Consider the following 15,014-nt stretch of genomic DNA (forward strand, 5'->3'; position numbering starts at 1 on the left):
AAGGGCCGTGGCGTCGGCTCAGCTCACCAGGGCGCGGTGCCGGTCCTGGGCCGGGAACAGCCGGTTGCCGAGGACCGCCGCCAGATAGGGCACGCCCTCCGTGTATCCGGTGCCGGAGCTCTCGCCGATCATGCGTACGGCCAGGCGGTAGTGGGTCTGCTTCCACCGCTGGTGCACCGCCTCCAGACGGCCGGCCGCGGCCGTGAGCGCGGCGTCGGCAGCGGGGCCGAGGCGGTGTGCGGCGATCAGGTCGTGCCAGGTTCCCTGTACGGTGGCCTGCCCGTTCACCACCTGTTCGCGCACCGCCGGAACGGAGAGGTAGGCGGCCGAATCGAGCCTGGCCGTGCCCGGTGTCGAGCACAGCGACTCGAAGGTCTTGTAGCCGGAGGACTGGATGGCGCTCGCGCCCTCGGTGAACTCCCGGAAGACACGGAAGGCTTCGGGCCTCATCGTCGCCAGCAGGGAGAACAGCGGCAGGGACTCCTTGAGCACGTCCGCCACGGAGCCGACCAGCTCCGCGGCCTCCTCCGGACGGTACTCGCCGAGGCACCGCACCGCCTTCGCCAGCGCGGCCGACATGAAGGTGAAGGTGGCCTCGAACGACTGAAGGGTGCGCAGGAACAGGTACTCGTCGTGCAGGACGTAGACCGGCTGCACGCTCGCGGACAGCAGCAGCGACTGCTCCGGCGCGGCCGTGCGCAGAACCTCCGCCGCCAGCGGTGTACCGGGGGTGCGCCCCGGGACGGCGGCGACCGCCACCGGGTCCACCGCTCCCGGCAGGACGCGCAGGGCGGCCGGTTCCATCACGCGTACGGCCAACCGCTCCCGCTTGGCGACCAGTTCGGTCTCGGGCGGCATCTCGTGCGGAACGTCGGGGGTGCCGGTCAGCGCCCGCTGCCCGAAGCGGATCAGGTCGGCGAGCAGAAGCAGCAGTAACTCGTCACGGAACCGGAGGGCTTCGCGCCAGTCGGCCGGCGCGGGGCGGCGCAGCAGGGACAGGGCTGTGTAGCTGGAGTAGTCGTAGCGGTCGTCGTGCTTGTCGAGGACGACGTCGAGGAATCCGCGCAGGAAAGCGGCCCCGTCCTGCCGCTCGGGCGGGAGGGACTGTGCCGCGCTGCCGTCAGGCAGCCCGTCGCGGACCTCACCGAGCCGGTCGAGGAGCGCGTCCGCGAGGAAGTGCTTGCCGACGGACCGCAGATGTCCGAGGACCACGGCGTAGGGGAACATCCGAGGCCTGCCGGAGACCGCCCACGCGTCGAGTTCCCCGATGACGGTCGTCGTGGTGGGGGCTTGCCTCGGCGAGAGCTCCGCCCGGGGGGATTCCACGGAACTCATCGGGAATTCCGGGGCTCGGATATGTACGAGGCATCCATCACCCGGGGCCGGGGAATGCGAGCGGACATGGAATGAGGCCCTTCATTCGGTGACGACTGGCGTCAGATCACTTTCCGAAGAAGATCCTCCATCGGCCGGGCCCGCCCCCCAAGTCACCGATATCCGGTCACGCCGACGCGGTCACGTCGCTACGGTCACGCCGACGCGGTCACGGAATCCCGTGACCGGCGCCGGAACACAGGACCGGAACACAAGAGAACAAACGAAAGGCGCCTGAACGGTTTCTGCCCGTCAGACGCCCTTGTCCGCCCTCGTCACATCACCGGACGGCGGCGACCGCGATGCCCGCGGGAGGGAGCGAAGCCAGCTGGTCCATGATCCAGGGGTCGCTCATCTTGAGCTGGTCCGCGATCCAGGGGTCGGCAGGTGTCCGGTGATGGACCTTGACCACCGCGACCCGGGCGGGGTGGCCCCCGGAGGCCTGAGGGGTGGCCGCGTCGGCGTAACCGCCCGTGGCGAGGAGAGTTCCTCCGGCGATTGCCGCGAAGGCGCCGACCGTCGCGATACGCCGCATGAACCTGTTCATGGTTTTCCTCCCTGCACAACCCATCGTTCCCGCACAGCCCATCGTTCGGGGACCGCGGAACGGTGGAATCCGCCGATGTTTTCGGCGTCGCCAAACCTACGCATCCAGCAGTAGTTGAACAATGAACTAACGGCGTGAAACACATCACTCGATCCGCCGGGAATTTCAGGGATCCGTGTCGGATGTCACCCGGTGCCACACGCCGGAATGGGGCCGGACGGGTCCACCATCGATTCCGTGCATGCTTCAACCATCACCCGGGGGCGCCAGGCCACAGAGCACAAGAGCGCTCCGGCGCCCGCCGCGTCGGCAGCGCACCGCCTGGCCGACGGGCTCCGCGCCCATCGGGACGGTCATGTGGTGCACGGCGTCAAGACCCTCATAGCCGCACTGATCACCTGGGGCATCGCGGCCGGCTGGTCCCCCGGGGGCCACCCCTACCTGGCGGTCGCCACGGCCCTGGTCATGGCCAACGCCTCCACGGTCTACCAGTCCGTGACGAAGGCGGTCCAGAACGTGGGCGGGAGGGTGGCCGGGCTGATCCTGGCCCTCACCACCGCCCGGCTGCTGGGCCCGACGGCCGCCGCCGTCACCGTCATCGTGGTGATCGCGGTGCTCGCGGGCCCCCGCCGCACCACCGACGACCGCCTCCAGATCGCCTCCACCGCGGTGATCGCCCTGGCCGCCACGGCGAGCGACCCGGTCGGAGGGCTCGTCGCTCCCGTGCTGGAGACCCTCGTCGGCGCCGCCGTGGGCATCGCCGTGAACGCCCTCGTCCTGCCTCCGCTCTACCTGGAGGAGTCCGACTCCGCCGTACGCGACCTCGCCCGGGCCGTGGGAACGCTGCTGCACGAGATGGGTTCCGGCCTCGCAGGGCGAAGGCTCACCGACGAGGCGCACGCGTGGCTGCACCAGGCGCGCAGCCTGGAGAAGCGCCTCACCCACGCGCAGGAACGGGTACAGCAGGCCGACGAGAGCCTGCGCTGGAACACACGGTGCGTCACCCATGGACGGTGCGGCGGGGTGACCTACCGCGAGGCGTTCCGGACCCTGCGCGGAGTCTCCATCCAGGTGCGCGGCATCGCACGGACCCTGGCCGACAACGCCCACGACGACCATGTGGACCACCACCTCGGCCACCAATTCCTCGAGCGCTACGCCGAGACCCTCCAGCTCGCGGGGTCGGCCGTCCAGGTGTTCGCGGCGCCCCGCACGCTGGAAGACGCCTCCGGGGCGGCCCCCCGGGAACGGCTGCGCGGAGCCATCGAACGCGCGCTGGACTGGCACGACACCATGACCGATCTGATCGGCCGGGGCACCCTCACCAAGCCGGGCGCCTGGCACGTGTACGGATCGCTCATGACCGACCTGGAGAGGCTGCTGGCCGACCTGGACCACGCGCACGCCCACTGAGCCACCCGGCTACCGCACCACGCGCACGCCCACTGAGCCACCCGGCTACCGCACCACGGGGACCCGGGCCTCACGGCTCCATGCCGGGGCGGATCCATCCCAGGGACCGCTGGACGGCCCGCCTCCAGGACTCGTACTCCCGCTCCCGTACCTCGGGGTCCATGTCGGGCATCCACTGGCCGGCCCGGTGCCAGTTGCGGCGCAGCACCTCCAGGTCCGACCAGTAGCCCGCGGCAAGACCGGCCGCGTAGGCCGCGCCCAGCGAGACCGTCTCGGCGACCATGGGCCGTACCACGGGAACGTCGAGCACATCCGCCACGAACTGCATGAGCAGGTTGTCGGCGGTCATGCCCCCGTCGACCTTCAGTTCCTTCAGAGCGAGCGAGGAGTCGGCGTTCATGGCGTCGACGACCTCGCGGGTCTGCCAGCCGGTGGCCTCCAGGACGGCCCGGGCCAGGTGGCCCTTGGTGATGTACGAGGTGAGCCCGACGATGACACCGCGGGCGTCGCTGCGCCAGTGGGGCGCGAACAGACCGGAGAAGGCGGGGACGATGTAGCAGCCGCCGTTGTCCGCGACGGTCAGCGCCAGGGTCTCGATCTCGGGCGCGCTGTTGATCAGTCCCAGCCGGTCGCGGAACCACTGGACGAGCGAGCCGGTCACGGCGATCGGACCCTCCAGGCCGTAGACCGTGGGCTGGTCGTCGATCTTGTAGGCGACGGTGCTGAGGAGTCCGTGCCGCGAGCGCACGAGGTCGGTTCCGGTGTTCATCACCAGGAAGCTGCCGGTCCCGTAGGTGCATTTCGCCTCGCCGGGCGAGAAGCAGGTCTGGCCGAACAGCGCCGCCTGCTGGTCGCCGAGGGCGGCGCAGATGCGGATACCCGGCAGCAGCGCGCCGGCCTCGCCGTAGACCTCGGCCGAGGGCCGGATCTCAGGCAGCATCGCGCGCGGGACGCCGAAGAACTCCATCAGTTCCTCGTCCCAGCTCAGCGTGCGGATGTTCATGAGCATCGTGCGGCTGGCATTGGTGGCGTCCGTGATGTGCAGACCGCCGGCCGGGCCGCCGGTCAGGTTCCAGATCAGCCAGGTCTCGATCGTCCCGAACAGCACCTCGCCGTCCCGGGCACGCTGCTCCAGGCCCTGGACATGGTCGAACAGCCAGCGGATCCGGGGGGCGGAGAAATAGGTCGAGGGGGGAAGGCAACAGCGATCGAGGAAGAACTCGGTTCCGGGCTGCTTCTCGAGTTCCTCGACGAGCGGGGCGGTACGGGTGTCCTGCCAGACGATCGCCTTGCACATCGGGACGCCGGTTCGGCGGTCCCAGAGCACGGTCGTCTCGCGCTGGTTGGCGATCCCGATGGCGGCGATCTGCGCGGGCTCCATGCCGAAGCCGGCCAGCGCATCCGGCACGATGCGCTGCAGATTGCGCCAGATCTCGAGGGCGTCGTGCTCCACCCAGCCGGGATGGGGGAAGAACTGCTCGTGCTCGCGCTGGGCGACCGACGCCAGCCTTCCGCGGTGGTCGAACAGGATGCATCGCGTGGAGGTGGTGCCCTGGTCGATGGACATCACATACCGTTCCACCATGATCCGCTCTGCCTTCCGATGCGTAGCGGTGGCGCCTGGACCTACCAGCGGGCCGCGCCCAGGTCTCTGGAGATCGCCCGCGCTGCCTCCCGCAGCAGGGTGATCAGGGGCGGCTGCGGCTGGCCCTTGCTGTCGCAGATCCGCTCGACCGGTCCGGAGACACCGAGGGAGCCCACCACGAGGCCGCCGTGTCCCCGGATCGGCGCCGCGACCCCGGCCTCGCCCATGACCATCTCCTGCACCTCGGCGCCCCAGCCCTGCTCCCGGATCTCGACGAGCGCCCGGTTGAGATCCTCCGGGAACACCAGGGTGTGCCGCGTGTACGCCTCGAGGCCCGCCTCCAGCAGCGGCTCCACGGGCTCGGTGCCGAAGGCCAGCAGCACCTTGCCGAGCGAGGAGGCGTGCAACGGCAGGAGCGTGCCCACGTCCAGGGTCTGAAGGGTGTCGTCCGGCCGGAAGACGTGGTGGACCACCAGCACCTTGCCCTCCAGGGGCGTGCCCAGGCGAACGGCCTCACCGCTGCGGGCGGCCAGGGCGTCGGCCCAGTTGATGGAGCGCGACCGCAGCTCATTGACGTCCAGGTAGCTGGTGCCGAGGTGCAGCAGAGCCGCTCCGAGCTGGTATTTCCCGGTAGCGGCGTCCTGCTCCACGAAGTCCACGTGCTGGAGCGTGCGCAGGATGCCATGGGCGGTGCCCTTGGCGAGCCCGAGGGACGACGCGACCTCCCCGAGCCCCAGTCGGCGAGGGCCGCCGGCGAGCAGTCTCAGGATCGCCGCCGCCCGTTCGATGGACTGGACTGGGCCGGCCATGATGCGATCCTAGTCCCGATTCATCCCGTTTTCAGGACGGCGTTCGGTAATGACGACCCGGGTTCATTGACCGATCCCGTTCCCCACCTTAACGTGCCATAACCCCCCGGTGATCTGCCGGGAGCGCGGCCCGCGAAGGAGGGCATATGTCCATAGCGCAGCTCAGCGCCGCGCCTCGCGAGGACGTCGCGTTCGTCTTTCCGCTGCCGCACACCGCCAAGGCCGTCCCGACCGTCCGCCGACGGGCTGAGATGGTCGTCGGCCGCTGGAACCTGCCCCCGGAGGCCGTCCAGGACCTGCTCCTGGTGGTCTCGGAGCTGCTCACCAACGCGGTCGTCCACGCCCTGCCCCCGGCGGCTCTGCGTCTGACGTGGGTCCGGGTCGAGGGGCACGGAGCCGTCCGCGTGGAGGTGACCGACCTGGGGCCGGTGACCCCGGCCGCGACGGCATCGGCCGCCACCGTCGACCCGGACGAGCACGGGCGGGGCCTGTGCATCGTCAAGGCGCTGTCGGACCGGTACGGCGTGGAGACACACCCCGGCGGCAGCTGCCGCTGGGCGGAACTCGTGGTGGAGTGACACCCGGGATCGAGACCGCCCCTCACTCCTACGGCGTCCGGACCCACCTCGGGTTCCGGACGCCGCGCTGTCAGGACCTCACCGTGGCGGGAGCCGCCTTCCGCAGAGCCGCGATGCACGTGGAGACGGCCTCCTGAAGCTCCTCGAGACGCTGAAGCATGTCGTCTTCGTAGAGGTTGTCGAGCTCTTCGGCGTCATCGAACGTCAGCTCCTCGAAGACCTTCGTCGCCCGCTGCAGGCTGCTGTAGAACTTCGTACGGCGTTCCTTCAGACGCAGGTCGGGGTCGGCCTCTACGGCCTGGGCCACCAGTTCCTTCACCGAGTCGTACGCCTCGGAGGCCCAGGGCCCGGCTTCCTCGCCGTCGTCGAGTTCGTCGATGAGCGACAGATGACGCTCGGCCGCCGCCCGGAGCGGGGCGGGCGCCTCGATCGTCTGCCCGGCCGGGGTCTTGACCTGGCCGTTCTCCACGATCTGCCGTACGTAGCCGACGCGGTCCGCGGTCCGGGCCTCGGTGGCCACCGCCTTCTTCAGCTCGTCCGTGCGTGCGATGTCACGGGCCAGCTCGGTCTGCAGGTCCGGGTCCTCCCTCAGCCGGTCGAGCAGTGCGGTCCGCGCGGCGCGGGCGGTGGCGGGGTCGGCGAGGATCGCCGCGCGCAGGGCGGTGGGGTTCTCGGCGACCTCCAGGGCCTTGGTCGGCCGGATGCCCTCGGCCTCGGCCGCCGCGGCGATGGCGGTGCCGCGCTCGGAGGCGGCACTGGAGCGGGCGGCGTAGTACGAGTGCCATACGTCGGAGTCCGGCAGCTGGATCTCCTGACCCGGGACCAGGATCTCGAAGTGCGGGACGAGGCCGTCGTCGGCCGCCTTGTCCCACGCCTTGTAGTAGCGCATGACCCGTTCCGGCGAGCACCCGGCCAGCTCGGCGAACCGCTTGGCGGAGACCTTGGGGGTGTCTTCCGCCGACTGCCCGCCGGGCCGCACGCTGCGCGCCACCTTCAGGGCGAACGCCCAGCCGCCGGTCCTCGCGTACACACCGAACTCACGGGCGTCGCGAGCCACCGTCTCGGGCACGTCCGCCTCTGGCACATCCGCCTCGGCCAGGTCGGGCTCGGCCAGGTCGGGCTCGGGCACCGCCGGGGACGCGTCCGCGTCATCGGCGGCTCCCGGCTCCACCCAGAATCCGTCGTCCGCGGCGGACGACGGTCCGGACGGCACGCCGTCGCGCGACGCGCCCTCAACGGGCTTGTCACCGGCGGGCGAATCGGCCGCTCCGGAATGGGCGATGGATACGGTCACTGGGAACTCCCCGGGGCACTCGCGAACTGTGGGAACCGGAGTCAGCAGCCTATATGAACCTGTTGCTGCTGCTTTGCGCTTCCGAACCATCGCGCAATGGGCACGCACTCGTAGGTGCCCGCACCGGAACACATCGTCATGGAGCGCGAGTTGACCGGCCAAGCGCCGCTTCTCGTGCCGGGCTCCGAAGGCTCACGCCGCTGTCAGTGGTACGGCCTAGTGTGGGGACCGGCACAGGAGCCGCGACGAGAAACGGGAGTTCCTATGACGACGCTGCCCGGCAGGCCGCACAGCGCATTGCTCATCGTCGACGTCCAGAACGGGGTGGTGGCGGATGCGTACAACCGCGACGTGGTGATCGCGAACATCAACTCCCTGATCGGAAAGGCCCGTGCGGAGGGCGTGCCCGTGATCTGGGTGCAGCACTCCGACGACGAGCTCAAGCAGGGCAGTGAGAGCTGGCAGTACGTGCCGGAACTGGTCCGCCGCGACGACGAGCCCCTCGTCCACAAGCTCTACGGCGACTCCTTCGAGGACACCACGCTGGAGGCCGAGCTCGCGGAGCTCGGGGTAGGGCGGCTCGTCGTCACGGGAGCCCAGACCGACGCCTGCATCCGCTCGACGCTGCACGGGGCCATCGTCCGTGGCTATGACGTGACGTTGGTCGGCGACGCGCACACGACGGAGGACCTCACGGCGTACGGCGCACCTGCTGTGGAGCAGGTCATCGCGCACACCAACCTCTACTGGAAGTGGCAGAGCGCACCGGGCCGCCGCGGCGGGACCGTCGACACGGCCGAGGTGAGCTTCGGGGCGGCGGACGCGGGCTGATCGCCTTGATCATTCCCAGTAATCTCCCGCTCTCCCAGCGGAAGGTGTGACGAAGGCTCCTGCGAACTCCCATCGCAGGGGCCTTCCGTGTCACGTCACCGGGGCGTGATCCGCGACGGGAGCGCCGCCGGTCGAAGACCGCATCAGCACCGCCCGCTCGCAAGCGAACCTCACACAGATGCGACTCGCCGAGCCGGCCGGCATTGGACCGACAGTCCGTGAACCGCATCGAGCAAGGACATGCCGGCCCACTGCTGGACGACCTGATCCGCATCTCCGATGCACTCGGAGTCCCGCCGGCCGAACTCGTCGGCCGACCGGCCCGGCGCAGTTTCGCGCCCCCCGTCGCACGCGCCGGGCGGCCGAGGGCATCAGCCGCGCGATGGGGGGTACCCATGGTATGGAGATCCGCCATGTTCGAGACGGGCGATATCAAGGACTGGTGCGCTCACGAGGTCGGCTCCGGGGGCCACATCATCGGTGTCCTGGAGCCCGTCCTCGCCGACACCGCGGCTCCAGCCTGCCCACCCACGCCGCCCGCTGCTGGTTCCGCTCGGGGACACGACGGACCACCACGCGCTCGACCACTCCCCTGGGATCCGGCCGTCGCCGCCGCACGCCCGCCGCTGACCCTCGAAAGCCGCCGGGAGACCCGATGACACTCTTTCTGCTCCTGATCCTCGTGGCCCTCATTCTGGGCATCATCGGATTCGCAACCCACGGACTGTTCTACCTGCTGATCATCGGCGCCGCGTTGCTGCTGGCAGACCTCGTCTACGTCGCGGTCCGCTTCCACCGCGGTGGAAGCCACCACCATCGCATGGCCCGCTGATCGTCAAAGCCCCGAACGCGAGGCATGCGGGGTCACGGGCACACCTGGCCCTCGCGGCCCCGAACATCCCGGGCCGGCAGGTGACGGCCGGCCCGGACGGGTTTTGCATGTCAGGCACGGGCAGGTCGCCCGGCCGCCGACACCCTGACCGTCATGAACGGCCACGCCGGCATCAATCGAGGCGGATAATCCAGGTACTCGCTGTCCACGGCCTCGCGGCCGGGCTGGTCGAGTCATGAATGGGAATCGCCGCAGCCGCTGCGGATCCAGAACACTTGGCCTGCGGCGAAGAGAGGACAACGTGAGCGAGCAGCCGGACCGGTACGAGTTGAGGGCGCGGCAGCTTCGCATCCTGGCGGACCTGCATCGCAAGCGCGCAGACGAGCTGGACAAGGCAGCCGAGATGACGCTGGTGAGCCGTTCCATGCGTCGCCTCGCCGACCTGCTCACGGAAGCGGAGACGCGAGAACTGGCCGAGCATCCGGACCTTGCCGAGCTGAACGTGCAGTTGGAGAGCTTCTACGGGGAGGCCCGGGCACGCCCGGACGACGAGCCCACGGCATGACGACGGCCGCGCCCTCCATAGCACCGAACAGGAGGCAGCCAACAAGCAGATCTCCACGGGTGCCGGTACCGGCACCGAGCACGCCTTCTATGTCGTCGATGAGAAGAGTCGGAGATCCTCTCCGGGAAGCAGACCAAGAACTGGACGCTGACCGTCCAGGGCTGCGACGTCCCATACAAAGTCAACGTCAGCCTGGTGTCGTCGACTTCTACCTGTGCACCGACGACAGCGCCCTTCCCACCGCTACCGGCTGCCCCAAGCGGGCGCCGACGGTACGACCAAGAAGATCAAGGACGTGCGCATCGGCGATGTGGTCCTCGCCCCGAATCCCGAAACGGGTCGTACTGAAGGCCATACCGTCACTCGCACCATCTTCTACACGCCGAACGACACCGACTTCGCCGACGTCGTGATAAGCGCCGGCCAGGCACGGATCACTTGGCACAAGGATGGAAAGGTGGACAAAAATCCATTCGCATAGCGACATAATTTCCGCAGCACTGTTCAGCTCTGATCGTATCTTTAGAGTCTGGCGATACGGCGTCGGGCATTCACAGCTGCTGCTTCGGGCTGTTCCAGACAGTGCGAACACTGCTTGCCTGGACCTGCTTTTCGAGGACGTGAGTGCCATGCAATTGGTCACTCACTACGAGTCGATTCATATTCGTTCGGCGAGCGAGGTCGAAGTTCAGAAGTTCCTGGACTCCTCTGGAATATCTCCGTCGCGCAGGGGCCCCCATCTGACTGTCGCCCTTCAGTCAAAAAGTGGATCAGGGCTCGTGTTGTGCAGAAGAATTAGTGCTGTGCGAGGCGGAGAAGGCTCCATTGGATCGGACGCCGGATATGATGACGACGACGTCATCTGGAGCATCCGCTCATAGTCGCAAGTGACGGCGCGCAGAGAGTCGCTGTTCCCTGGGAATGCCCTGGAGGAATATAGATCCCCCAAGGATGAGGCCCCGCCCTGGCCTCTCGGGTTCTAATGAACGTCGCAACACCCGACGTTCGTTGCCTGCCCATGAGACCGGGTTGACCCGCTGTCCGCTGAGCCGCGAGAAGCATGTCCCGGGGACGGGCCGAACCGCTCGAAGTGGAAAAAAGGAGGGGTGGTTGGGGCTGCGGGGCGGCCGGCTCTCGCTCGGGCACCGTGTGCCGCCTGCGAGAATGGAGGTTCGTCTCGCAGCACCACGGTATGCGGTGCTCGTCGCCCGACAGGAGCACGCACGGTGTCGCCAGAGCACATAGCCCTCTCCCCCTCCGGGGAAGGAGCACGCCCCTCCGCAGGCGAGGGCCGCGAGCACCTCCAGGCGGACTGCGCCGACTGCTTCGGCCTGTGCTGCACGGCCCTGCCGTTCGCCCGCTCCGCCGACTTCGCCGCCGACAAGCCCGCCGGGCAGCCTTGCTCGAACCTCCGGCAGGACTTCCGCTGCGGCATCCACGCACGGTTGCGGGACAAGGGCTACCCCGGCTGCACCGTGTTCGACTGCTTCGGCGCCGGGCAGAAGGTGTCCCAGGTCACCTTCGGAGGTACCGACTGGCGTCAGGCGCCGGAAACGGCGCGTTCCATGTTCGAGGTCTTCCCTGTCATGCGGCAGCTGCACGAGCTGCTCTGGTACGTCAGCGAGGCCCTCGGCCTCGCAGCGGCCCGACCCGTCCACAAGGAGCTGCGGCGGGCGCTGGCCCGTATAGACGGCCTGACCCGCGGCAGCGCCGAGTCGATCGCCGAGCTGGACATGAACGCGCTGCGCGGCGAGGTCAACACGCTGCTCCTGCGGGCGGGCGAACTCGCGCGCGCCCAGGTCCCGGGCCGCAAGAAGAACCACCGCGGAGCCGATCTGATCGGCGCGAAGCTGTCCGGCGCGGACCTCCGGGGCGCGAGCCTGCGCGGTGCCCTCCTCATAGCCGCCGATCTGAGCGGCGCGGATCTGCGCGACGCCGACCTGATCGGGGCCGACCTGCGCGACACCGACCTGAGCGGCGCGGACCTCACGGGCGCCCTGTTCCTCACCCAGGCCCAGCTGAACGCGGCCAGGGGCGACGCGGCGACCAAGCTGCCTTCCGCGCTCGGACACCCGGCTCACTGGCAGGCACGAGGATGAGGCCGCCGGTGATCGGCGCTGTGATTGACTACGGCCGTGTTGCCTGAAGCCGTCTTCTCCACGCAGGACTTGCCGGTGCGTGACCGTTTCGAGGCGTGGGCGGAGCGGTTGGGGCGTACCCACGCGCCGATGCACCTGAGCAGTGAGCGCACGGCCGATTACCAGGGCCATCAGCGGGTGTTCGGGCTCGGTGACGTGACGGTGTGGCCCGCGACCTTCGACCACCTGGTCTTCCGCCGTACTCCCGGGCTCATACGCCAGTCCGATCCCGAGGTGTACCACCTGTCCCTGCTGCGGCACGGTGACGGCGCGGCGAGCTGGGGCAGGCAGCAGGTGGCGTACCGGATCGACGACTTCCACGTGAATTCCTCGTCCCGGTCCTACGACATATCCACCGGGCCCGACCCGGTCACCATCATCGGGGTGGAGATCCCGCGCGCCGCCGTGGAGCTCCCGGCCGGCCGTGCGGACGGTGTGGTCGGACGCCGGATATCCGGCCGGGAGGGCATGGGCGCGCTGCTGGCGGGGCTGCTTGTGCAGCTGGCCTCGGACACCTCCTCCTTCCGGGCGGCCGATGCGGAGCGACTGGGCACGGTCGTCACCGATCTCGTCACCGCCGTCTTCGCCCACTCCCTCGACGCGGAGCCCAGCCTGCCGCCCGAGACACATGCCCGGACCCTGACCCTGCGCATCAAGTCCTTCGTCCGGCGGCATCTGGGCGATCCGGAGCTGACACCAGCGAAGATCGCCGCAGCTCATCACATCTCGCGCAGCTACCTCTACCGCCTCTTCCAGGACGAGGGCCTGACCGTGGGCTCGTACATACGCGACCTGCGGCTGGCCAACGCCCGCCGGGACCTCACCGACCCCGGCCTGCACACACTCCCCATCCACGCCGTGGCAGCCCGCTGGGGCTACTCCCGTCCCGGCGACTTCACCCGGGCCTTCCGCGCCGCGCACGGCATGACGCCCAGCGAGTCGCGGGAACAGGCGCTGATCCGGATGACCGTGGACGGTGCGCACATGGACATGGACGCTGCGCGAACGACAGTTCGGGGTTCACTCTCGCATCATTGATCCCGGTCGCTCAACGGGCTCATCGCCCGATGGCGTGCCAGGGCAACGGGGGTGCCCTGGCACGCCAGGAGCACAACGAGGTCCCAGGAACGATCAAGGGGCGGTTTCGGATCGCTCCGAAACCGCCCCTGATCTCCGACTCCTTCGAGTCGGGACGACAGGATTTGAACCTGCGACCCCTTGACCCCCAGTCAAGTGCGCTACCAAGCTGCGCCACGTCCCGGTGCGCTTCTCCGCGGAGACCCGCGTGATCGCGCAGCGGAAACTCTACCTCACTCGGGAGGCTGCCCCGAAAGGGACGGGAAACGCGGGACAATCGAGGAATGAGCGACGCATCCGAAGTTCCGCCGGGCCGGGAGCGCGACCGGGACACGGAGGGACGAGCCCGCAACGCGCGACCCCGGGACGGGCTGGGACGCCCGCTGCCCTACGACGCGCACGGAGTGGCCCGACAGCCGGAGGGTGTCGTGCGCACCCCGGACGAGAGCGTTGTCGAGGCGCAGGCACTGCTGGACGCCGGAAAGCCCTTCCACGCGCACGAGGTCTTCGAGGACGCCTGGAAGTCGGGACCCTACGACGAGCGGGCCCTGTGGCGCGGGCTCGCCCAGCTGGCGGTCGGTCTGACGCACGCGGCGCGGGGCAACGCGACCGGAGGAGCCCGGCTGCTGCGCCGCGGCGCCTCGGCGGTCGAGGAGTGGGCGGCGGACACGGGACGGGAACGTCCGTACGGCATCGGTGCCTCTGAACTGGGAAGCTGGGCACGGGAGTTGGCCGAGCGAGTGGAGCGTGAGGCCGTCCCGGTCGACGCGCGCCGGTGTGCTCCGCGACTGCGCGGAGCGCGGCCGTAGGCCGTCCCGGCCAGGGGCGTGCGCGGACCGCCGGAGCCGTACGGCAGACTCGGGGGCGTGCGAACGATTCATGTCATCGGCATCGGGGCGGGCGATCCCGACCAGCTGACTCTGCAGGCGGTCAAGGCGCTGAAGAACACGGACGTGTTCTTCATCCTCGACAAGGGCGAGACGAAGTCGGACCTGGTCCGGCTGCGCCATGACATCCTCGACGCGCATCTGCCGGAGGGCACCTACCGCCTGGTCGAGGCGCGCGACCCCGACCGCGACCGGAACGCGGGCGGGGCCGACTACTCACCCGCCGTGGGCGACTGGAGATCCGCGCGCGCCGGGATCTACGAGCGGCTCATCGCGGAGGAACTGGGCGAGGACGAACGCGGTGCGTTCCTGGTGTGGGGCGACCCGGCGCTGTACGACAGCACGCTCGGGATCCTGGAGGAGATCCTTGAGCGGGGCGCGGTGACGTTCGCGTACGACGTCGTGCCGGGCATCAGCAGCGTCTCCGCGCTGGTCGCCAAGCATCGCACGGGTCTCAACCGGGTCGCCCGCCCCGTCCAGATCACCACGGGGCGCCGGCTGGCGGAGGGGTTCCCCGAGGGGGTCGACGACGTGGTGGTGATGCTCGACGCGCACCAGGCCTTTCGACGGTACGCGGACCAGGACATCGACATCTACTGGGGTGCGTACATCGGCACGCCGGACGAGATCCTGGTCTCCGGGCCGCTCGGGGAGACGGCCGAGCGGATTGCGCGGGTGCGGGAGGAAGCGCGGGAGCGCAAGGGTTGGATCATGGATACGTATTTGCTGCGCAGGCGGGTGGGGGAATAGGCGCGGTGTCCCGTGCGGGTGCGTGGTGGGGTTTTGCGCAGTTCCCCGCGCCCCTATCTAGGTGCGTCGTCCCGTGCGGGTGCGTCGTGGGGATTCGCGCAGTTCCCCGCGCCCCTATCTAGGTGCGTCGTCCCGTGCGGGTGCGTCGTGGGGATTCGCGCAGTTCCCCGCGCCCCTGTCTACGTGCGTCGTCCCGTGCGGGTGCATCGTGGGGATTCGCGCAGTTCCCCGCGCCCCTATCTAGACGAGTCTGTCCAAATGCCTGCGGGCATGAAGAGAGGGTGTTCAAGATCCGTTTGTGACGACAGAACTGAACACCCTCGTGACCGCACTT

At 69.3% G+C, this 15,014-nt stretch carries 16 protein-coding genes and 1 tRNA gene; 11 read left to right on the forward strand and 6 right to left on the reverse strand.

Translation table 11 applies throughout. From position 1 onward, the window contains the following. Positions 1-18: 18 nt before the first annotated feature. Entirely contained in the window at positions 19-1,335 is a 1,317-nt protein-coding gene (locus ABZ845_RS29340; protein ID WP_360985618.1) for a tryptophan 2,3-dioxygenase, read from the reverse strand. A gap of 319 nt (positions 1,336-1,654) precedes the next feature. Continuing rightward, the gene (locus ABZ845_RS29345) at positions 1,655-1,921 is read right to left on the reverse strand and encodes a hypothetical protein (protein ID WP_360985621.1); all 267 of its coding nucleotides are present in this window, start codon (positions 1,919-1,921) and stop codon (positions 1,655-1,657) included. A 237-nt stretch (positions 1,922-2,158) separates the two neighbouring features. On the opposite strand from ABZ845_RS29345, the gene ABZ845_RS29350 reads away from it, so the two are divergent. Then, positions 2,159-3,334, forward strand: coding sequence for an aromatic acid exporter family protein (locus ABZ845_RS29350; protein WP_360985624.1), 1,176 nt, complete (start codon positions 2,159-2,161; stop codon positions 3,332-3,334). Between the two features lie 70 nt (positions 3,335-3,404). Here the strand turns inward: ABZ845_RS29350 and glpK are convergent, their stop codons facing one another. Further along, on the reverse strand, positions 3,405-4,919 hold the full coding sequence (glpK, locus tag ABZ845_RS29355) for a glycerol kinase GlpK (RefSeq protein WP_360985628.1): 1,515 nt from the start codon (positions 4,917-4,919) through the stop codon (positions 3,405-3,407). A gap of 41 nt (positions 4,920-4,960) precedes the next feature. Further along, on the reverse strand, positions 4,961-5,728 hold the full coding sequence (locus ABZ845_RS29360; RefSeq protein ID WP_360985631.1) for an IclR family transcriptional regulator: 768 nt from the start codon (positions 5,726-5,728) through the stop codon (positions 4,961-4,963). 146 nt (positions 5,729-5,874) lie between these two features. Between ABZ845_RS29360 and ABZ845_RS29365 the strand changes: the two genes are divergently transcribed. After that, positions 5,875-6,306 carry an ATP-binding protein gene (locus ABZ845_RS29365; RefSeq protein WP_360985634.1) on the forward strand — a complete coding sequence of 144 codons (432 nt, stop codon included), beginning with the start codon at positions 5,875-5,877 and terminating at the stop codon, positions 6,304-6,306. 70 nt (positions 6,307-6,376) lie between these two features. Here ABZ845_RS29365 and ABZ845_RS29370 read toward each other — a convergent pair whose 3' ends face one another. Further along, positions 6,377-7,600: a hypothetical protein gene (locus ABZ845_RS29370; RefSeq protein WP_360985637.1), complete on the reverse strand. Its 1,224-nt coding sequence runs from the start codon at positions 7,598-7,600 to the stop codon at positions 6,377-6,379. Positions 7,601-7,864: 264 nt separating this feature from the next. Here ABZ845_RS29370 and ABZ845_RS29375 point away from each other — a divergent pair, with 264 nt between their 5' ends. The 7 genes from ABZ845_RS29375 (at position 7,865) to ABZ845_RS29405 (ending at position 13,004) form a co-directional block, all read left to right on the forward strand. Beyond that, positions 7,865-8,431, forward strand: a complete 567-nt coding sequence (locus ABZ845_RS29375) for a cysteine hydrolase family protein (protein WP_360985640.1) — start codon at positions 7,865-7,867, stop codon at positions 8,429-8,431. Positions 8,432-8,649: 218 nt separating this feature from the next. Next, a complete protein-coding gene (locus ABZ845_RS29380) occupies positions 8,650-9,090 on the forward strand; it encodes a helix-turn-helix transcriptional regulator (RefSeq protein ID WP_360985643.1) in 441 nt (146 codons plus the stop codon). Continuing rightward, positions 9,087-9,263 (forward strand): hypothetical protein, encoded by a 177-nt coding sequence (locus ABZ845_RS29385; protein WP_360985646.1) that lies wholly within the window; start codon positions 9,087-9,089, stop codon positions 9,261-9,263. The genes ABZ845_RS29380 and ABZ845_RS29385 overlap by 4 nt, the downstream gene beginning before the upstream one ends. A gap of 301 nt (positions 9,264-9,564) precedes the next feature. After that, complete coding sequence (locus ABZ845_RS29390; RefSeq protein ID WP_360985649.1) at positions 9,565-9,828, forward strand: hypothetical protein; 264 nt, start codon at positions 9,565-9,567, stop codon at positions 9,826-9,828. 214 nt (positions 9,829-10,042) lie between these two features. Beyond that, positions 10,043-10,309, forward strand: a complete 267-nt coding sequence (locus ABZ845_RS29395; protein WP_360985652.1) for a hypothetical protein — start codon at positions 10,043-10,045, stop codon at positions 10,307-10,309. 760 nt (positions 10,310-11,069) lie between these two features. Further along, entirely contained in the window at positions 11,070-11,927 is an 858-nt protein-coding gene (locus ABZ845_RS29400) for a pentapeptide repeat-containing protein (RefSeq protein WP_360985664.1), read from the forward strand. Between the two features lie 36 nt (positions 11,928-11,963). Beyond that, positions 11,964-13,004: an AraC family transcriptional regulator gene (locus ABZ845_RS29405; protein ID WP_360985655.1), complete on the forward strand. Its 1,041-nt coding sequence runs from the start codon at positions 11,964-11,966 to the stop codon at positions 13,002-13,004. A gap of 149 nt (positions 13,005-13,153) precedes the next feature. On the opposite strand, the gene ABZ845_RS29410 is transcribed toward ABZ845_RS29405, so the two are convergent. Continuing rightward, positions 13,154-13,227: transfer RNA gene (locus ABZ845_RS29410), tRNA-Pro, on the reverse strand. A gap of 100 nt (positions 13,228-13,327) precedes the next feature. Between ABZ845_RS29410 and ABZ845_RS29415 the strand changes: the two genes are divergently transcribed. Together ABZ845_RS29415 and cobF are read left to right on the forward strand one after the other, a co-directional pair. Next, positions 13,328-13,852 carry a DUF309 domain-containing protein gene (locus ABZ845_RS29415; RefSeq protein ID WP_360985658.1) on the forward strand — a complete coding sequence of 175 codons (525 nt, stop codon included), beginning with the start codon at positions 13,328-13,330 and terminating at the stop codon, positions 13,850-13,852. 57 nt (positions 13,853-13,909) lie between these two features. Beyond that, positions 13,910-14,680: a precorrin-6A synthase (deacetylating) gene (cobF, locus tag ABZ845_RS29420; RefSeq protein ID WP_360985661.1), complete on the forward strand. Its 771-nt coding sequence runs from the start codon at positions 13,910-13,912 to the stop codon at positions 14,678-14,680. Positions 14,681-15,014 lie beyond the last annotated feature (334 nt).

It is taken from the genome of Streptomyces sp. NPDC047022 (assembly GCF_040644155.1).
Taxonomy (GTDB): domain Bacteria; phylum Actinomycetota; class Actinomycetes; order Streptomycetales; family Streptomycetaceae; genus Streptomyces.